The sequence below is a fragment of the Pseudomonas sp. LFM046 genome (assembly GCF_000949385.2).
In the GTDB taxonomy this organism is placed as follows: domain Bacteria; phylum Pseudomonadota; class Gammaproteobacteria; order Pseudomonadales; family Pseudomonadaceae; genus Metapseudomonas.
On sequence record NZ_JYKO02000001.1, the window covers coordinates 2,685,594 to 2,704,824 of the forward strand.

A 19,231-nucleotide genomic window follows, 5' to 3' on the forward strand; every position below is an offset into this window, starting at 1 on the left:
ACGAGTCCAGCGTGCTACCGATATAACGAATAGCCTTGGCGGTGGCGCTCTAATGGTTTCTTACAAATCGTATTGAAGCGCCGGGGTTATCGTCGGAGCGAATTCAAACCGCGTCTCGGACGCCCGCGATGTCATCCGTGCGCGGTGCGACTCGATGTCCTTGACTCGGATGACGAACGACCGAGCCTAAATTTGAATTTGAGTGCCGATCTCGATCACGCGGTTCGGCGGGATGTTGAAATACTCGGCCGGACTGCCGGCATTCCTGTTCATCGTCGCGAACAACTGTTCCCGCCACAATGCCATCCCACTGGGCACTGTCGCTGCCGGGATGACGGTCTCGCGGCTCACAAAGAATGACGTTTCCATCATCTCGAAGTCGAGGTCTGACACCTGGGGTAAGTTAGCGAGCGCCTGCGGAACATCGAGCTGATCCATGAAGCCGAAGTCCAGCATGACCCGATAACAGTCGTGCCCGAGCAGCTCAACGGTGATGCGCTCGTTGAATGGCACCCAGGGGACCTCCTTCATGCTCACGGTGAGGAAGAGGATGCGCTCGTGTAGCACCTTGTTGTGGTTGAGGTTATGGGTCAGTGCATGCGGTACCAGGTCGGGGGTGGCGGTGAGGAACACCGCTGTGCCACTGACCCGCGGTGGGGGCTGAAGAAATAGCAGGTCCAAGAATAGTTTCAGCTGAACATCGGAAGCATGCAGCCGGTTGAACAGGATGTGCCGCCCACGCAGCCAGGTCAGCATCACGATGAACATCCCCATGCCGACTATGAGCGGGAACCAACCGCCCTCGGCCACTTTCAGCAAGCTCGAGGAGAGAAACGCCGCATCCACGACGACAAAGAAGCTGGTTGCGAACAGGCTGAGCGGCAGACTGAAGCCCCAGCCATAACGGATCACGAAAAAGGTCAGGAGGGTTGTCGTCAGCATGGTTCCGGTAACCGCGACCCCATATGCAGAGGCCAGGTTCGACGAGGAGCCAAAGCCGAGCACGGCAGCCAGGACCGCCACGAGCAACATGGCGTTGACACCCGGGATGTAGATTTGGCCGATCGCCTTGGCGGAGGTCTGCACCACATTCAGGCGTGGCAGGTAGCCGAGCTGGACGGCCTGCCTGGTCAGCGAGTAGGCACCCGATATGGTCGCCTGTGAAGCGATCACCGTGGCCGCAGTCGCGAGTGCCACCATCGGAAACAGTGCCCACGAAGGATACAGCAGGTAGAAGGGGTTCTTGATCGCTTCGGCATTGACCGCGAGGAGCGCCCCCTGTCCCAGGTAGTTGAGCGCCAATGCCGGGAACACTAGGCCGAACCATGCCAGCCGAATCGGACCACTGCCGAAATGCCCCATGTCGGCATACAGCGCTTCGGCGCCGGTGAAGGCGAGCAGCACGGCGCCCAGGACGGCAAACGAGGCGAACCCGTGCAGGGTAACGAAACCCAGGGCATGCAGAGGATTAAGCGCACCGAGGATACCTGGGTACTGCAGGATGCCGTGAAGGCCTGCCGCGGCCAGCGCGAGGAACCACATTAGGGTGATGGGCCCGAATAAGGCGCCTATGGTGGCGGTGCCGTGGCGCTGGACCAGGAACAGCGCGATCAACACGCCCACCGATACCGGCAGGACGTAGGGCTTGAGCGCGGAAGTGCCCACTTCGAGGCCTTCAACCGCAGAGAGTACCGAGATGGCCGGGGTTAATACCGCATCACCATAGAAAAGTGCCGCGCCGAACAAACCTGCGATCAGGATCGGCGTCAGTGGGCGCCCCAGCTTTTTGACGGAAAAGGATGCAAGTGCGAGTAGCGCCATGATGCCGCCTTCGCCCTTATTGTTCGCGCGCATGATGAGTATCACGTACTTGAACGAAACGATCAGCATGAGCGCCCAGAATATTGCAGAAATACCGCCCAGGATGTTTTCGACACCCAGTGGAATCCCATGTGCGGGATTGAACGTCTCCTTGACCGCATAGAGGGGGCTGGTGCCGATGTCGCCATAGACGACCCCCAGTGCAGCCAGCGTCAGGACTGCGCGAGATTGCTGCAGATGTGTGTCACTGGGCGATTGCTGGCTCTGAGGGCGGGAATCCATGCTCATCGTTCGCACCGTTTTGCGCACCTGGCGCGAAATGGAAGGCGGGCGATCCGTAGCAACAATCCGCCCGCCTGCGAGGCGCCCATTGTCTGAGATGAGTATAGGAGTGAAAGATCGACCGATGGAGCCGCCACCAGGGCACTATTTACGCTGGCTCCAGTGGCCCTTGAATGGGACCTAGCTCATTGGCTGGCAAGTGTTCATCGGCGAGCTGGCCTATCGTCGTGCGCAACGCGAGAAGTCTTGGGCGGCTAGCGTGCCCCGAGCAGGCCCGGCTTGGGGCTCGGCTTGATCGAAGCCATGCCTGGGTTACTGCTCGTGGTCGGGCACCCTATGGGAAGCGCCGTTTCAGGCCGCACATCCGACACCGTCGAGATGACCGGAGGCTCTCATTGGCCGTGAGCATCGAGGCCCACAGAAGCCACACTGAGACTGATCGTTGCGAGTTGCATCTTCTCGGCCGAGCAGTTGCCACAATCTTAGACCGCTCCAAATCGATCCAATTGCCAGAAGGACCAGGAAGAGCAGCTGCTGGGTGCTCAAGTTGAGAGCGAGCAATGAAGCACTTTCGGGGGAATAGCGGGATGTCGGCGCAGTGGTCAGGATTCCGACAAAGCCAAGCAGGATCAGTACCATCGGAGCTGCCAGTCTGCGCAAGGCGATGCTTATGGCCATGGAATCATCCCTCGTTCCAAGCAATCGATTCGAGCCAGGTCGGCTCAGCGAACTAGCTATTCCAGCCTAGTCAAGCCGGGGGCAGTAGGGCGCCGACCACATGGGCGAGATGCTCGGTTAGCAGGAAATAGCCGGCGATTCCACCAATCACTACAAGGCCGATTGAGTAGCGCGAACGCTAGAAACTGGGTGTCGAGCCGTGTTCATCGGAATGAGGGTTCATAGCGCCTCCTCGGCATGGAAAGGGCTACTTCGGCGGTGCGGAAGGCATGCGGTCCATCATCATCTGCATCATGGATTCCATCATGTCCATGCGCTTTTCCATCATCTGCTGACGGGCAGCCATATCCCCGTCCCTATCTTTGCCGCCTTGCATTCCCCCCATACCCGACATTCCACCCCCCATGGCCTTCATCATGGTCATGCCGTCCTTCATCAGCGTCATGTGCTCGGCCATCAGCGCCTGACGCTCTTCCGGGGTTTTCGCGGCCGCCATCTTTTCGTGCATGGCTTGCATGGCCTTCATGTGCTGGTCCATCGCCGTCATTTGCCCTTTGTCCATTTGCTGGGCAGGGGACATCTTCTCGGTGGTCGTTGATCCTGGAGCATCGGCCGGGTGATGTGCCGAGTGTTCATCAGTGTTTTGCGCCATGGCCCCCACAGACGCAGCAGCCAAACAAAGACCGATCAGTACATTACGAACGTTGGACATCATCATCTCCTTAACCGTGCTCGAACATTTTGTGTGGCGGTCGCAGCAATATGGCTATCGGTTGAGCCGTAGGCAGGTCGCATGAACTTGGTTCAATCGACCCCATCCATGCCTCAAGACTTTGTCTTGGTGCCATCCCCACCGCATCTCAAAGAGCCACTGGGCACTCGACGGCTTGAAGCTGATGCCGTTCGGCCCGGCGCCGACCTTGTGGGTGCCAACGACCTTGCGGCTGTTCGTATCGATGACCGATACGGTGCCTGCTTCAATGTTGCTGACAAACACATAAGCGCCATCGGTGCTGATAGCCACGCCATGGGCGCCTTTTCCGGTGGTCACGGTGCCAATGCTGCTACGCGTTTGGGGATCGACGATGGAGACTCGATCGTCCGGATTTTGGCCACTGCCCTGGTTCGCGACATAGACCTGGCGACCGTCAGCGGTGGCCATCATCTGGATCGGCGTGCGGCCCACATCAACCTTGCCGATCGCCTTGCGTCCGGCTGTGTCGATGAGGCCAAGCTGGTTCGCGGCACTGAGCGACACGAACGCAAGGCGACCATCGGGGGCGAAGCCGACCTGGACCGGACCCTTTCCGACCGGTATCTGCACAGTCTCCTTGAGCGTGGCGACGTCAATCAGCGAGACGCTGTCGCTCCGCATATTGGCGACGTAGAGCGTTTGGCCATCCGGGCTCAAACGCAGCCCATGGGGGTAGCGCCCAGTCGGAATGCCAGGCAGCTCGATCCGCCGTTTGAGGTCGAAGACGCGCACTTGGTTGGCGGCGGAATCGGTCACAAAGGCCCGCTGTCCAGTTGAATCGGTAACCACATGAGCCGGGTGCTCGCCTGCCGGTAGGCTGAACTGGGGTCTATCCAGCGCGGTGGTACTGAATACCAGCAACTGCCCACCGGCCTTTTCACCACTCGAATGCCCGGCATGGCCGGATATCCCAACCACGAGCAGCAAGCTGCCGTCGGGTGAAACCTGCACGTTGTGCGGTGCAATTGGCAAGGCGACCGTGCTCACCTCACCCGTTGCCAGATCTACCTGGCTGATGGAGGAAGCCCGTTCATTGGCCGTGTAGACGTTGCCAGTCGGACTTGCCATGGCCAGCCCCAGATGGGTGACCAGGGATAAACCCAAGGCCAGAGAGGTAAACCGCTTAGCGCTCATCATGATGGATCAGCTCTAACGAGGGGCGGGGTACAGAGCCAGACAGGCCTATGTCTTGGCTCAAGCTAAACGCCAAGCGCGAAGCGATTTCTTGATCACCGTCAACGATCTCTACCAGGCTCGATACGGAGTGATCGAAAGCGCCAAATTTTTCTAGGGGAGTACCGCTAGCTAGCCGATCCTGCCGAGGATGGGGAACACCTCCAGCAACCACCAGGCAAAGTTGGTCAACTGGCCCATAACCATGGCCGCCCCCATGAGAATCAGGATGACGCCAGCGCCTATGTGAATGACCCGACTCCAACGGCGCAAGCGCTTCATATGGGCAAGGAAGTGGTTGGTGAACCAGGCCGTCAGCAAGAATGGCAGCCCCAGGCCGAGCGAGTAGATCGACAGCAAGGCAACCCCGCTGGCACCAGTACGGCCGGTGGCGGCGCTCAGCGTCAGGATGCTGCCCAGGATGGGGCCGATACAGGGTGTCCAGCCAAATGCGAACGCCATGCCCAACACATAGGCGGCCAGCGGTCCGCCGCTGGACTTGAACTGGTGGACGAAGCGCACGTCCCTATTCAGCCAACGCGGGTTGATCAGACCAGTGATGAACAGGCCGAAGGCGATCACGATGATGCCGCCAACCAGGTTGGTTTCCTGCCGATAGGCGATCAGCCACCGGCTAATGGCAGTGGCACTGGCCCCCAGCGCAATGAAGATGGTGGAAAAGCCCAGCACGAAGCTTAGGCTCATGCCGATCACCGCCAGCCGCTCCCGGCGGCTTTCCAGGATCTGCAATTCGTCCACCGAGCGGCCGGCGATGAAGGACATATAACCTGGTACCAATGGCAGTACACAGGGCGACAGGAACGAAATCATTCCCGCGGCAAACGCGCTCAGGATGCCGATGTCGCTAAGGCTCATCCGGAATATTCCTCGGCGTGGACGCCATGACTTCCTGCACCAAGGCAATCACTTCCGGGCTGTCCCACTCAGCCGCACCGGCTTTGCGGCCGATCTCCTGTCCCTGGCGGTCCAGCAGCAGAGTGACTGGCAAGCCAAAGGCGCCGAGGCTTTGGATGGCTCGCATCTGCTCATCAAGGTAGATCGGGAGGTGCTGGATACCGATCTCCAGGTAAAAGTCCCGTACCACCTGCAGGCCGCCTTGATCGAGCGAGAGCGCCACCACCTGGAAGTCGTTGCCACCAAGCTTCGCCTGCAGGCGGTCCAAGGTTGGCATTTCCTGACGGCAGGGGACGCACCAGGTGGCCCAGAGGTTGAGGAGAACCACCTTGCTGCGGAAGTCGGCCAGGCTGCGAGGCTTTCCTTCGCCATCGACGAAACTCACATCATCAATCGGCTTGGGCGCGGACCAGACGACCAACCCCGCCCGGGTGCCGGATTCAGCAGCAGGCTCGGCGGCGAACGAAAGGCGTGCCGCGACCAAAGGTAGGAGAAGGCCCAGCAACAGCCAGCAGGTCCGGTGATACCACGACAGCCCCGTGCAACCTGAGGCCAGGTGCGTGGGGCGGTGAAAGACGCAGGTCATGGCACACCTCACGAGCAGCTGTCGTTTTGAACTGCTGAATCGGCGCTGGCTGGCCGCAATCACCTAGGAGCAAGGCTGCTCTTGGCACTATAGCAGTGCCTACACGCCGTTTATGTGGCCCCTTGCCATTCCTCGTCGCGAACCTCTTTAATCGACGTGTCGGGCAAAGGAGGCTGCTATGGCACTGTTGGATGAGATTGTCGGATGGGCCGGTGGGTTGCGACCGTGGCAGCAAGAGGCACTGCGTCGAATTTTTACGCGACCGGAGCTTTCTCAGGCTGACATTGATGCCGTCTTGCAGTTGGTTCGCGAGCAGGAAGGAGACGGCACGGCTCCCGCGGAGTTGCGACCTTTCACCACGGACGACGTCCCGGGTACAGGTAGTGGCGCCACCGTGAGGCTGGCGGGGCTATCCGGCCTCGATCAAGTCAACGGTTTCCCATCCGGCCGCGCCTTTGATTTGGCGCCGGAGGGCATGACCATCTTGTTCGGCCACAATGGTGCCGGCAAATCTGGCTATGCCCGTGTGCTGAAGAACGCGTGCAAGGCCCGGCATCGGGTAGACGTTCTGCCTAACGCGTTTGATCCGGCGCCTGGGCCACCTTCTGCAGACTTCGCCATCCTGGTGGACGGGGAGCCAGATACCGCACGTTGGGTCCAAAATGGTCCGCCACATCCTCACCTGAGTTCTGTCTCGGTGTACGACGTTGCCTGTGCCAACGACTACATCGATGCCGAAGGCGTTCCCGCCTTTCAACCCTATGGGTTGCCGCATCTGACACGTCTGGTCGCGCTACAGCGCGACCTCCAGGCCCGCATCAATAGCGAGCGTGGCGCGCTTGCGCTGGATCCCCGGCAGTTCGAGCCGTTGAAGGGGGAGACTGAGGTTGGCCGTTTCATTGCCAACCTGGGAGAAAGCTCCGACCTGACAGTTCTAGCTCAGCTGGGTACGGTCAGTGACGCGGAAGCCCAGCGGTTGACGTTTCTCAAGCAGACACTGCTAGAAACTGATCCTGGGCCCAAGGCGCTGGCCCTGGAGCGCCTGGCCACTCGTTTGGACCAGGCACAGCAACGCGCTGCGGCTGCCCAACGCTGGGTGAGCGACCGGGCCATCACGCGTGCGAAAGAGTTGCTCGACGCCGAAAAAGCGGCCAACTTCGCTATGACCCTGGCGCAAGCCCGGCTTCACGGCACTGTCGTGCAGCCGGGAGCACCAGCTTTCCAAGGGGCCGCACCCGTCGTCCCCTTACTGGACGGGACCGGGAATGCACTCTGGCAATCCCTTTACCGCGCCGCAGAGGCATTCTCACAGCAGTCAGCGTACCCTGATCACCCATTTCCGCACCTCAATGCCGATGCGCACTGTGTGCTCTGCCAACAACCTTATGTGGCCGATGCCGCCGAGCGCATGCGTAGATTTGCGGCCTTCGTCGCCGATAGCGCGACTGCCGAAGCCCAGGCTGCGTACAACGCGCGACAGGAGGCTCTCGGCAGGGTAAAAGCCGTTGATCTCAGTGTGCTGGACGAGCCGACGCTGGCTGATGTGCGGGAGCGCTTGCCCGAGCTGCATACAGCAGTAACGCAAGCGACGTCGGCATGGGCAGCTCGGCATGCCTGGGTGACTCAGGCATTGGAGTCCGGCAATTGGCCCGCCGAGGTCGAGGCACTGTCGCCCGAGACCAACTTGGACCAGTCATTCGCTGCCAGTGCCGCCGCGCTGCGAGCCGACGCCAACACCTTACGAACTTCGGCCGATCCTGCGGTACGTCAGGCATTGACAATAGAACGGGCGGGACTGGAGGCGCGGCAGCTGCTTACGGGGCACCGCGCCGCCGTGGAGCGTTTTGTTCAGGACAGCCGGACCCACCAGAAACTGAGTCGATGCCATGCCGCCCTTAACCCACAGGCCGTGTCGCGCAAGCTGACAGCACTCGCCACGACGCATGTCACCGATGCACTGGCAGCCGCTATGAATGCGGAACTGAAAGCCTTGGGCTATCGGCGCCGGGTGAAACCAGAGCTGACCGGCCGCACAGACCTCGGCCTGACCAAGGTCACGCTTCGGCTCAGCGACATTACCCTGAAGGCCTCCAAGGTGCTGTCCGAAGGTGAGCAACGGGCGATGGGATTGGCCATGTTCCTCGCCGAGATCGAATCACAGCCCCATACATCCACGGTCGTGTTTGACGACCCCTCCACCTCACTGGACCACGTTTACCGTCGGGCCATTGCCCGGCGGTTGGTCGCGATGGCAGCCACGCGCCAGGTACTGGTGTTCACCCACGACGCGGTGTTCTTGACCGAACTCGCCATGGCGCTCCAGCAGGCTGATCGCCCCGCCAGTTACAAGACGATCAGTTGGGATGAAGCGCCCGGGTTAGTGAGCGATGGGCTGACCTGGGCCACGATGGACACCAAGACCCGCCTGGCTGATCTGCGGGCGCGGACAAAAGCGCTGAACGCCGATCTTCGTGAGTACCCGGCTGATGAAATTGAGCGCCAGATCTCAGCCGGTTACACCAGCCTCAGAGGGACGATCGAGCGAGCGATTCGTGAGGTTTTCCTGAACAACACGGTCCAGCCGTTCAGTGACGTCGTCAGCGTTGATTCGTTCGGTGCCGTGGTGGGGCACCCTCAGGACGAGTGGGAGGCGTTGCAGGCCGCCTATGCTCGGGCCTGCGAGGCGACCGAGGCTCACGATACCCCCGGGGAACGTCAACTCCCGCTGCCACCGCGTGAGGACCTGCTCCGCGACATCGCCTTGGTCGTTGACCTGGTTGACCGTGCGACGGCACGTCGTAAGGCCTACGAGACTCAGCGCGGTGAGCGGACGGTTCAACGCAAGAAGGTTTTCGGCGGCTAGTCCTCCCGAGCGCAAGCCGAACGCTGTTCGGGGCTCGGCTTGTGCGAAGGCGAGGCTGGGTCACTGCTCGCGGTCGGGCGCAAGATTGACCAAGGGCGTGAGGCAGGCCTGGGCTGAGCGAACCCATGCAGCCAGCGCCTCAAGGTCCAGTTGCACGGATTCCGCTTCGGCCCAGATACAAGCCCCCTCGGTGGGCACTGCCGGGGCGACGCCCTCGACAATGGTCAGCGCCATCGCGTGAAGCCTCAGCAACTCGTCGCGCAATGCGATCGCGCCCTGGATTGAAATCCCGTCTATTTTTAGTTTTCGGTTTGCTTTCGTGGAGGCTTTGCCAATGCGTATCCAAACGATCAGCTACCTCAAGCAGCATGCGGCAACGCTGGATCTCGACGAACCGCTTTGCATCACTCAGAACGGCCTTTCCACGATGGTCGTCCAATCCTACGAGCAGTATCAACAAACCCAGGAGGCCATCGCACTGGTGAAGCTGCTCAGCAAGGGTGACAAAGACCTCGAGAGCGGCCAACTCTTTACCGGCGACGAACTCCTGCAGAAACTGGCGAGTCGAACCCCTCGCACTAACAACTCAGGCCTCTGAAAAGGAAGCCGGAACCGGTTGCTTTCGACCAAAAGTCGGCCGTCGAGAGGCCACTTGTCGATCAACCAGCAGTTTTCAGGCAAAACAAACCCCCTGGTGCGCAGTACGGAATAAACTCCGCCCGAGGCGTGGGGGTTATGGTCGAGCGCTAAGCCTATTCTGATATCGCCGTAGGGGTCAATCCGTGCCCACCGGCAGCTAGCCCCGTTGATCTAGCCACAGCCATTATGGTGGGTAGATCGCGCCCTTAAGGCGGCCCGGTAGCAGGAACAACGAAGAGCGTCCTAGGAGGCTTCAAATCCTAAGGCTCTTAGCTCCTCAGCGACCCTCCGTAACAGTCCATCAGCAGTCATCTCATCTTTGAGCAAGTACGCGGCTGCCAAGAGAGACACTGGGTGCGTCCCCAAAAGCTCACACAGCTCGGCAAGCTTCTCCAGCGTAGGAGATTGAAGGCCTCGCTCCAAGGCGCTCATGTAGGTACGACTGCTAATTGCAGAAAAATCGACCTGCGTTTTACCGGCAGCCGCACGTGATCGCTTGAGAGCTTTTCCGACAGCGAGATTCAGTTCCATTTGCTGTACCTGCAAAAGGAACCGATAAGGCGACAATGCACACTATAAGGCGACCAGTTATAATGTGCATTTTAGGGGATTCCAGATGTTTCTCACCTTTGAGCACGCCGAGGTACCCGTCGGCGCCCTTGTGAAGGGAGCGCATTCATGGCGCTATGTTGAATACATCTCCTCCTATCCCTACTTTCATGTCACCGCTCTGGATAGGGACGGGGAGGGGGAGAGCTTGACAACACTACTCATCTACACTGTTCCAGACCTCTTGGACCTGGCCGCGTCCGAATCTCAAGGCTGGCTGATCCAGCAGGTGCAATTGGTCAGTCCAGGGCACATGAATGGCACGGGACAATGGAAGATGGAGGAACTAGGGGCGATCGAAGCCGTTGAATTCTCCCGGCGCACAAGCTACGCCTATCTACTCGCCGGCGGAGGCGAGTACGTTGAGCGTAAGGAGGCGGCATCGCAACCACAGTCACACCGGCGAGTCGTCTACAGGTCAAGGAGTGGCGGCTAACACCGACTTGTGCGCCTTCTTTTGGACCGCTGGAGGAGATCAAATGACCCTACCGTATGAACGGACGCGCGCTATTTTGCAGACGCGTCGGTTCCTTGAGGAGCTTGAACTCGATACCTACCAGAGCGAAGAAATGCGTAGCACTGCAACTCAACTGCTCCGGCATTTCCCTAGCAGGGGAGAGGTACTACTACACGGTAGAATCGAAGAGTCCTTGAGTGATCGATATGGCCACGATCCCTTCATAGTTGGGCGCACACGTCCTAGTAAGCGAGGGGAGGGGAGAGAGCTCGCTTGGAGGGTCAAAAATTTAACTTTCCTGCCTGATCGGTCGAAGACACATGCAGAGAATAAAGCGTCAAGGCTTGTCAAATTCCTTCGAACATTTTTCCGTATTGAGAAAGTTCTTTCAAAACGAAAGTGACGCTGCTTATACCACGACTAATAGCGTTTGCAGGAATACAAGAAGGAACTCCGGTATCTCTCCGATTTTCTACTCTTGATCAAAGATCCCGACCACCATCGACAACATTCCGCCTACTGGAGCTTACCGCTGTACGAACAGGCTAGCGGGAGTGGATGGATGTCTAGTGATCGAATCTCGGCTCAGGCAAAAATAGCGCAGCCCATTGAAAGAAAAGGCTTTATTTAACATAAGGTGTGTTATGCGAAATTGCAGATGGAGCAAGTAGGGCGCGATTGCAACGCAGGAATTTGAGCTTTCTAAGCCAAAACTCCCAAAAGGAAGTGAGTGTGACGATATTCAGAAAATAGGACACCGTGAATAGAAGCATGCTTTACGTGTTTTGGCAATCGCCCCTAGATCAACTCGAGCCGTCAGAAAATATCTATCGCAGGATAAAAGAACTGAGGATGGCGTAGCTGAAGTCGATGACGCCTTGGAAACTTCGGAGCGGGCCGAAGACTAATGGAACCGTTAGCCCAGGAGATGGAGAACGGAAACCTCAGGCCAGTTCTCTTGAAAAGCTCCACCACAATTTTTAGCCACCAATGAGCATTAGTGACGTTGAAATCTGGACCGTTCGGAAGGTGGGCTGCCTTGCCTATTTACGTAGCTACGCCTAAGTCGTGTGCTTTTTTGAGCTGCCGAGGTGTAGTCACTGGAAGGCGGCTTTTTCAACAGAGTCGCCCGCAAACGGACCACTGGGTGGAGAGAACCTGCAGGGCCTGCATCCATCTGACGTGGCGCCCGAGTTACTCCAAAGCCCTGTGCGCAATAACTGGATCGACTAACGTTGCGATGGCTCGATCAGAGCTCTGGTAACACTCGAGCGGACCGGTGTCCTGGTCTTCCGACGTTTTGCTCTAGACGAGTAACCGCAGTTGTACCATCTTCGGAAAGTTCCAGATTTCCCATTACTCGGGCTGTGCAGAAGATATAGCGCCGGTCCAGTTTTCAAAAAACGAGGCTCAACCGATCCTGAGAGCAAGAGCACCGCAATCACCCGTAAGCTTTTGAAATCTAAGGGTCCAGTTTTCAAAAAACGAAAGTCCAGTTTTTAGAAAACGGCGACAAATCCGCAGCCCTGGGCCTGGTCCGTACGCAACCATGACTTCCTATAATCTATATTATGTTAAATTACGAATGCCTTGGTTGTCCCCACTGTCCCCATAGTCCGGTGAACTAGCGCTCCGAACTAAAGAGCTGAAATCTAGAGAACTCATTTCTTGAAAAATCGGCTGCCGCAATTTCGAGAACTTTTAGTTCCACTTCTACGGAGCTATTGGAAACCAATGTGAAAATATTGACCTCCCCCGATCCATGGGCTTCCCGCGTATCCACTATTCAGCCATTTAGCTTTCAGGATCCTGCTGGGTTTGGACGTGGCACTGCGCACTCGCGTCCCCAGCACCTGTGCTGGTGCAATTCAAGTGGCGCGAAATGTTGCTCAGGCGCTGCACCTCAGCAACCAGACGTTGGTTCGTGAGTTCCATTTCGTGCTGTGTAGTTTGAGCCGATGCAAGCTTAGCTTGCATCATTTCAAGAGACGTTGACCTTTCCTCAACCAAGCGTTGCTGTGCTAGCAAGTCATATATTTCCGAGACCAGGCGTTCGTTATCACGGTTGAGGCGCGTGAGATCATCCTGCTTGTTTGACAGTGCTTCCCGCAGTTGCCTGATCTCGCGCTGCAGGTCTTTTACTTGGCCCTCCTGGTAGCGAATATCCTGGCTTTGAAGGAACAGTGAGGACCTGAGGTAATGATCGAGCCTATCGCGCTCTGTCTGATTCCTCCCTTCGAGCGCCTGGATCCGACGTTCATGTTCCTCACGGAGTGTTGCCTGATTGAGTTGGATCTCCTCAAGACGAGCCAAGGCTGTCTCGGTCTGTTGCCTGAGCTCATGCTCTAACTGCAAAACCTGGCGTGCCGCGTCGAGTTCCGAGGTTACGTTTTCAATGCGGGCCTGTAGCAGCTGTTCCCTACCTTCCGCGCCATGCACCCGGGTCTGAAGGTTTCGGCGCTCAAGCGCCAAGACTTCTTGCTCCTGAGCTACAGCCTCCTCCGCGTCTTGCCTCAGCCGTTCCGCCAGTAATCCAATCAAATCGGTCAATTCTTCTGCCAGAGTCGGAGCGGCTGCAGGGCGGCCGCTATCGGTAGCGGTCAGTTTCTTAAGCAGTTGCGTGACTGTGCGCTTCATCAGCACCTCCTCAGGCTCAGGGCAACACCATCACACGCTCTGTCCTCGATGCAAATTATGTGTCTTCACATAATTGCGCATAACCAAATGTGCGCGCAATCAACCGCCAAACTGTTAGGTGTCTTGGCAATCAGCGACCAAGAACTATCAACAAAAGTCACATCTGAAAGGCGATGCGATCCTGCTAGCAACGCCCTCCTCCTCTCCCCATTGTTGAACGCCTGCTCTCCCCCCCAAGAGCACCATGAAGGCCGTTTCACTGCTGAGCAGTTGCGACGTTAATCGTCCGGAATGGCTATCGCGTCCGTTAGACCTCGCGGGCGCAGTCGATTAGCCGTGGACAATGCCCGCAACCTCGTCCGCTGCAGCCGCTACGACGCGGTCCGATTCGGTAATGAGCAGGTCCTGAGGCCGACTGCCGGAAAGGAAGCTGTTTACTGAGGCGAACCAGTAAGCCAGGCCCCAGCCGTCCTTCTGACCGGCGAACATTTTCAGGACCTCGGCCATCGCTGGATGCGGGCGAAACCCCGAATCCTTGGACAAGGCGTAGATTGGGAAGTAGTCGTAGCCATTGTGGCGGATAGCGAAGATCCGTCCTTCTCGTTTCCATCGGCTGGGGCGAGAGCTTGGATTCTCCGAGGTCAATCCGGCCAGAGTTGCAATGTCTCGCGCAGACAGCCAGTCGCCACTTTCCAGGATGGCCTTTTTGGCCATGGCCAGCATCTGCGCCTCCTTGAGTGCTCCCGGTCGGATCGGTACCTTTGGCAGCAGCAGCGTAACTAGCTGCTCAACGGTAGCCTGTTGAGGGTTGAGCATCGTTTCGGTCATGAAACGCGCGGCAGCTTCTAGGGCTGCACCTAGCGCGGCCAATGTCTCACCTGAGGCATGGTCCACCGTAATGGCAACGACTTGCTCAGCATTCTCGGCACTCAGTCGAGCCGATACCGCTTTCAAGTCTCCCGTCACGGTAGATCGAATGCCGACGCGTTCAGTGATCTGGCTCATATCACCTCCCAAACCTGGCGAGAGCGGATGCCGCGACAGCTGGGTAAGTAATCAATCCTCACCTTGCCAGGATGGTACCTACGGGCTGCGGGTTCGATGGCGGTCGGAGTGTAATTCCCATGCTGTGGCACGACCTGCTGCGGCAGCGTCTGGCCCCAAGCGTCAGGGGTTATTCGGTCCGGCGAGCCGCCCCAACGGCTCAAGCGTTTTGCCTTTGCTCAAACCGACCTTTAAGAAGCGGTGTTGATTCTCAGATACTTGCCCGGCCAAGCGACGTGCCTCCGCTTCAAACTGGGCGATAACAGAAGGATCGGAGCTCGCGGCTTTGTGCGTCATGTGAATGAAGTGGTCAAGTAAAACTGGACACCGGTTTAGGTCTATCCAGCCAGCGCTTCGCGCTGTGCCGGTGTCTGGTAGCTGTTGTAGCTGTGTGGCCGTCGGTGGTTGTAGTAGTCGGTCAGGTAGCGCAGTACATCAGCCTCTGCTTCGGCTTGGCTGGCGTAACCCGAAGCCGGTATCCATTCGGATTTGAGGCTCCGGAAGAAACGCTCCATCGGGGCGTTGTCCCAGCAATTGCCGCGACGACTCATGCTCTGGCGGATTCGATGCCGCCAGAGCAATTGTCGAAATTCCTGACTGCTGTAGTGGCTGCCCTGGTCGGAGTGAAACAGCACGCCGGCGGGGCAACCGCGAGCCTCATAGGCTACGCGCAAAGCGCGTCCGGTAAGCTGCGAGTCCGGACGATCGGACATTGCCCAACCCANCTGGTTCAACACCGAGGTGGTGGCAGAGTTTCTTTCCCTCAGGAAAGCTGGGAAGAAGCCAGTGAAGTGGTCAAGTAAAACTGGACACCGGTTTAGGTCTATCCAGCCAGCGCTTCGCGCTGTGCCGGTGTCTGGTAGCTGTTGTAGCTGTGTGGCCGTCGGTGGTTGTAGTAGTCGGTCAGGTAGCGCAGTACATCAGCCTCTGCTTCGGCTTGGCTGGCGTAACCCGAAGCCGGTATCCATTCGGATTTGAGGCTCCGGAAGAAACGCTCCATCGGGGCGTTGTCCCAGCAATTGCCGCGACGACTCATGCTCTGGCGGATTCGATGCCGCCAGAGCAATTGTCGAAATTCCTGACTGCTGTAGTGGCTGCCCTGGTCGGAGTGAAACAGCACGCCGGCGGGGCAACCGCGAGCCTCATAGGCTACGCGCAAAGCGCGTCCGGTAAGCTGCGAGTCCGGACGATCGGACATTGCCCAACCCACAATCCGCCGCGCATACAGGTCCATGATCGCGGCCAAGTAGATCCAGCGCCCGCCGGCCCAGATGTACGTCACGTCACCGCACCACACCTGATTGGGGCCGTGGGTGCGGAATTGCCGGTCCAGTTCGTTCGACGCTTTGGCACTCTCACCCTCAGTTGGGCGGTAACGGTGTCGACGGCGTTGCGAGCTGAACAACTGGGCCTCTTTCATCAGACGGCCGGCCAGGAATCGACCCACTGCCCAGCCTTCCTGGCGCAAAGCCGCCGCGAGCGTCCGGGCGCCTGCCGAACGCCGACTCTGGACATGCAGCTCCACCAAGCGCTGTCGCAACCTGGCGTGCGGCTGATTACCGCGAGCTGCTGACTTAGCGGCGGCATAGACACTGCTGCGATTGATGCCGAACAGCCGGCAAAGCTCTGCCCGTGGATAGTGCTCACCCAATGACTCGACTAAGCGCACTAATCGAGGGCGTCTGACATCAAGAGAGCGGTAGCCTTTTTTAAGATCTCTTTCTCCCGCTCCAGCCGCCGCACCTGGGCCTCCAGCTCCTGGATTCGCCGCTGCTCCGGCGTCATGGCCTTGCTGTGCTCCGGCGTCTTGCCATGGCGCTCCAGGGTCAATTGCTCGACCCAGCGCCGCATGGCAGTTGGGCCTACCCCCATCGCCTTGCAGGCTGCCGGTATGGAATAGCCTTGATCGAGCACCAGGCTGGCGGCCTCGAGTTTGAATTCCGGACTGAATGATCTTCTGCTCATGAACACCTCTTGCTTGGGCGCAGCTTAACGCCCTATCGGGGTGTCCAGAATCATTAGGCCACTTCACAGCCCTCCCGGAAATCCTCATTGAGCTCTACCTGCAAGACATAGATGAGCTGCAGGGGCTACTCGGCGCAGTGAATGCCGACGTCCCAACCAACGCCTGTCCCGGCGTCTTTCTCTCGATCTTCCCCAGCGAGGAGTACCAAGACGAACTAGATGAGTGGCTCAAACATCCATCCTCGCTGCTCCCCGTCGAGTATTACACCTACGAATGGCGATCGTTCGCCGACAATGAACTCACTCGGCGGCCCCGGGCTCTCTCGGTGGCCACCATAGACTCCCGGACGGTTAAATCAGCCGCCGGCGTTGACTATCACCTTCGCCAGATCCTAAACGACCACTTGGAGTCATCCGAGAAAGCACAGATCTCTCTGGATTACCGCACCATCAAAGCATCCATGACTGATGGCGCGCTGGCGTCGGTGAATAAGCGACTCTCCAATATTGGCGCCGCGTTGCAGCAAGAGCCAATGGCCCTAGCGATGGATCAGACATCTCGAACGTCCTGGGAAAGCGTGGTCACTCCACATGTCGACGGTCTCCCATTTGCAATGGCTGGCCAAGGCCAACAGGCTGCTATCAAGATTTCACTCGCGATGAAGCGTCACTCCTCGAAGGCGAGGATCGTGATGATCGAAGAGCCGGAGAACCACCTCTCGCATACCAGCCTGACGACCTTGCTGGATCGTATCGAAGCCCTTAAGACGGAAGAACAACAACTCTTCGTTTCAACTCACAGCACTTACGTACTGAACCGCCTTGGCCTAGACGCTTTGCTCCTACTACATCGCAATAGCGCCTCTAAAATCACGGAGCTTGATCCAACCACGGTGAGCTATTTCCAGAGGCTACCGGGCTACGACACTTTGCGTCTGGTGCTTGCCAAGAAAGTCGTTCTGGTTGAAGGCCCATCAGACGAAATCATCTTCGAACGCGTCTACAAGGATTGCTTCGGTCAACGCCCAATGGGCCACGGTATAGATGTCATCAGTATGCGAGGGCTGGCTCTGGCTCGATGCCTTGAGCTTTGTGCTGCGATCAATAAGCCTGTAGCTGTAATGCGCGACAACGACGGCGTTGAGCCTGGCGAGCTATCTAAACCAGTTGAAAAATGGCTGGATGAGAAACGTCGAGCGCTGTTCATCGGCGACGTCGCCGATGGCCGAACGCTTGAGCCGCAACTCATAACCGCAAATGGCGAGCCTCATTTGCGAAAGATGCTCGGCATCACTGCAGCAGCACAGCTGGAAACGTGGATGGCTCGTGAAAAAACGGAAGGGGCAATTCGGCTCGCTGAATCAGCCGAGCAACTCAGCCCTCCTGCCTATATGAAGGCAGCAGCGGAGTTCATCCACGATGCCTAACCATCTGACTCTGGCTGTCGCTGGTGGTAGAAAAACTCAAGGATTGGTCGATTATTGCAAAGCGTTGCCTACCGATCGGCGAGTGCTCATCGTCACGTTCACTCAGACCAATCAGCAGGAGCTGATTCATCGCCTCGGTTCTCAGGTCGGTGATCGCCACAACCTGGAGGTCTTGGGCTGGTACACCTTCTTGCTGCGCCACTTCGCAAAGCCGTTCTTGCCGCTCAAATTCACAGGCGAGCGGGTAGGCGGCTTCAACTTCGAAGGCCGTCCTGGGCAGTACGCGAAAGGCAGGCACAGGTTTATGGACGGCAGCAATCATCTGTATGCCTGCGAGCTCGGCCGGCTCGCGAGTGAGCTGATGGCCGCGACGCCAGCATTACTACGCAGGCTGGCATGTCTTTACGACGAGATCCTGATCGACGAAGTCCAGGATCTCAGTGGCTATGACTGGGAGATCGTGCATGAGCTACTGCAGTCAAGAATCGACATTCGGATGGTGGGTGACGTACGCCAGGCGGTGCTCTCGACTAACCCGAGGGGGCAGAAAAACAAGCAGTACGGCTACGCAGGTGCACTCGAGTGGTTCCTAGAGCGCGAAGCGGATGGCCTGCTTAACATCAACTACGCGACCACAACCTACCGCTGCCGGACCGAGATCGCGAAGTTCTCGGACACTATTTTTGATAAGTCGTGGGGCTTCCCGGATACCACCTCAGAGAACCACGTGGCGTCTGAACACGATGGAGTGTTCTTGGTGCACTCAAAGCATGTCGACCAGTACGTAGAGCGGTACCAGCCCCAATGCCTGCGTAACGCCGCATCTTCGGGCAAAGAGTTCACTTTAGACTTCATGAATTTCAAGGTCTCGAAGGGAGCCACATTTGAGCGCGTGTTGATCGTGCCGACAGCGCCGATCAAAGCATTTATCCAGAAGCAGGGGTGTTTGGAGGCGACGCCCGCGGCAGCATTCTATGTCGCTGCGACGAGGGCAAAGCAAAGCTTGGCGATCATTATCGACAATCCAGGTAGCTCGAAACTGCCGGTATGGGTGCCATGACAACGCAGCGCGAAAACGTCTCACATTCTCCTTGTAACGCCAGGGGAGGCGTGAAGGAGAGTGTAGATCGCTGAGGCTGGGGTTGCCGGGGAGGCTGGTTGTACTGTGCAGCTCCCGTTGGCAATGATCGGGGATGCAGTGGCAAATGGTGAGAGGCATGACATGTCCCTTCAAACGTGTACGCCTTGATGGTTCGTTGGCTGACGTGCCAGTCGGGGCGCAGAAAAGTCGGGCTAGGTACCCGTGACGATGGCCAGGCTGTCTGCGGTACCACCGCCTGCGTGGTTTCTACTGGACCCAATGCCACTGATCTTATACTTG

Annotated in this window: 15 protein-coding genes and 3 pseudogenes; 6 read left to right on the top strand and 12 right to left on the bottom strand. The window is 58.1% G+C overall.

All coding sequences use genetic code 11. The features are described 5' to 3' along the window. Positions 1 to 186: 186 nt before the first annotated feature. The 6 genes and pseudogenes from TQ98_RS12405 to TQ98_RS12430 form a co-directional block, all read right to left on the bottom strand. Positions 187 to 2,109: a potassium transporter Kup gene (locus TQ98_RS12405; protein WP_044872702.1), complete on the bottom strand. Its 1,923-nt coding sequence runs from the start codon at positions 2,107 to 2,109 to the stop codon at positions 187 to 189. Between the two features lie 751 nt (positions 2,110 to 2,860). Beyond that, positions 2,861 to 3,004, bottom strand: a pseudogene (locus tag TQ98_RS28300) (DUF2933 domain-containing protein); the annotation flags it as partial. Positions 3,005 to 3,028: 24 nt separating this feature from the next. Next, complete coding sequence (locus TQ98_RS12415) at positions 3,029 to 3,493, bottom strand: hypothetical protein (RefSeq protein ID WP_044872701.1); 465 nt, start codon at positions 3,491 to 3,493, stop codon at positions 3,029 to 3,031. Between the two features lie 54 nt (positions 3,494 to 3,547). Continuing rightward, on the bottom strand, positions 3,548 to 4,672 hold the full coding sequence (locus TQ98_RS12420; protein ID WP_082073230.1) for a YncE family protein: 1,125 nt from the start codon (positions 4,670 to 4,672) through the stop codon (positions 3,548 to 3,550). A gap of 168 nt (positions 4,673 to 4,840) precedes the next feature. Then, positions 4,841 to 5,584, bottom strand: coding sequence for a cytochrome c biogenesis protein CcdA (locus TQ98_RS12425; RefSeq protein WP_044872700.1), 744 nt, complete (start codon positions 5,582 to 5,584; stop codon positions 4,841 to 4,843). Beyond that, entirely contained in the window at positions 5,574 to 6,209 is a 636-nt protein-coding gene (locus TQ98_RS12430) for a TlpA disulfide reductase family protein (protein ID WP_082073229.1), read from the bottom strand. The genes TQ98_RS12425 and TQ98_RS12430 overlap by 11 nt, the downstream gene beginning before the upstream one ends. A 178-nt stretch (positions 6,210 to 6,387) precedes the next feature. Between TQ98_RS12430 and TQ98_RS12435 the strand changes: the two genes are divergently transcribed. Then, complete coding sequence (locus TQ98_RS12435; protein WP_044872699.1) at positions 6,388 to 9,072, top strand: AAA family ATPase; 2,685 nt, start codon at positions 6,388 to 6,390, stop codon at positions 9,070 to 9,072. Positions 9,073 to 9,132: 60 nt separating this feature from the next. Here TQ98_RS12435 and TQ98_RS12440 read toward each other — a convergent pair whose 3' ends face one another. After that, positions 9,133 to 9,336, bottom strand: a complete 204-nt coding sequence (locus TQ98_RS12440) for a hypothetical protein (protein WP_177410169.1) — start codon at positions 9,334 to 9,336, stop codon at positions 9,133 to 9,135. Positions 9,337 to 9,406: 70 nt separating this feature from the next. On the opposite strand from TQ98_RS12440, the gene TQ98_RS12445 reads away from it, so the two are divergent. Further along, the gene (locus TQ98_RS12445) at positions 9,407 to 9,670 is read left to right on the top strand and encodes a type II toxin-antitoxin system Phd/YefM family antitoxin (RefSeq protein ID WP_044872698.1); all 264 of its coding nucleotides are present in this window, start codon (positions 9,407 to 9,409) and stop codon (positions 9,668 to 9,670) included. A 284-nt stretch (positions 9,671 to 9,954) separates the two neighbouring features. Here TQ98_RS12445 and TQ98_RS12450 read toward each other — a convergent pair whose 3' ends face one another. After that, complete coding sequence (locus tag TQ98_RS12450) at positions 9,955 to 10,242, bottom strand: helix-turn-helix transcriptional regulator (RefSeq protein ID WP_044872697.1); 288 nt, start codon at positions 10,240 to 10,242, stop codon at positions 9,955 to 9,957. A gap of 85 nt (positions 10,243 to 10,327) precedes the next feature. Here TQ98_RS12450 and TQ98_RS12455 point away from each other — a divergent pair, with 85 nt between their 5' ends. Further along, positions 10,328 to 10,756, top strand: coding sequence for a hypothetical protein (locus TQ98_RS12455; RefSeq protein ID WP_044872696.1), 429 nt, complete (start codon positions 10,328 to 10,330; stop codon positions 10,754 to 10,756). Positions 10,757 to 10,799: 43 nt separating this feature from the next. Next, a complete protein-coding gene (locus TQ98_RS28305; protein ID WP_082073228.1) occupies positions 10,800 to 11,180 on the top strand; it encodes a BPSL0761 family protein in 381 nt (126 codons plus the stop codon). A 1,391-nt stretch (positions 11,181 to 12,571) separates the two neighbouring features. Here the strand turns inward: TQ98_RS28305 and TQ98_RS12465 are convergent. The 4 genes and pseudogenes from TQ98_RS12465 to TQ98_RS12480 form a co-directional block, all read right to left on the bottom strand. Then, complete coding sequence (locus tag TQ98_RS12465) at positions 12,572 to 13,414, bottom strand: DNA-binding protein (RefSeq protein WP_044872695.1); 843 nt, start codon at positions 13,412 to 13,414, stop codon at positions 12,572 to 12,574. A gap of 330 nt (positions 13,415 to 13,744) precedes the next feature. Next, positions 13,745 to 14,419, bottom strand: coding sequence for a hypothetical protein (locus tag TQ98_RS28095; protein ID WP_044872694.1), 675 nt, complete (start codon positions 14,417 to 14,419; stop codon positions 13,745 to 13,747). Positions 14,420 to 14,768: 349 nt separating this feature from the next. Next, positions 14,769 to 15,180: pseudogene (locus TQ98_RS12475) on the bottom strand (DDE-type integrase/transposase/recombinase); the annotation flags it as partial. Between the two features lie 73 nt (positions 15,181 to 15,253). Further along, a pseudogene (locus tag TQ98_RS12480) lies at positions 15,254 to 16,429 on the bottom strand (IS3 family transposase). Positions 16,430 to 16,560: 131 nt separating this feature from the next. On the opposite strand from TQ98_RS12480, the gene TQ98_RS12485 reads away from it, so the two are divergent. Both TQ98_RS12485 and TQ98_RS12490 read left to right on the top strand, forming a co-directional pair. Then, a complete protein-coding gene (locus TQ98_RS12485) occupies positions 16,561 to 17,850 on the top strand; it encodes a TOPRIM nucleotidyl transferase/hydrolase domain-containing protein (RefSeq protein ID WP_242443104.1) in 1,290 nt (429 codons plus the stop codon). Next, positions 17,843 to 18,910, top strand: a complete 1,068-nt coding sequence (locus tag TQ98_RS12490; RefSeq protein WP_044872480.1) for a UvrD-helicase domain-containing protein — start codon at positions 17,843 to 17,845, stop codon at positions 18,908 to 18,910. Before TQ98_RS12485 ends, TQ98_RS12490 begins: the two co-directional genes overlap by 8 nt. Positions 18,911 to 19,231 lie beyond the last annotated feature (321 nt).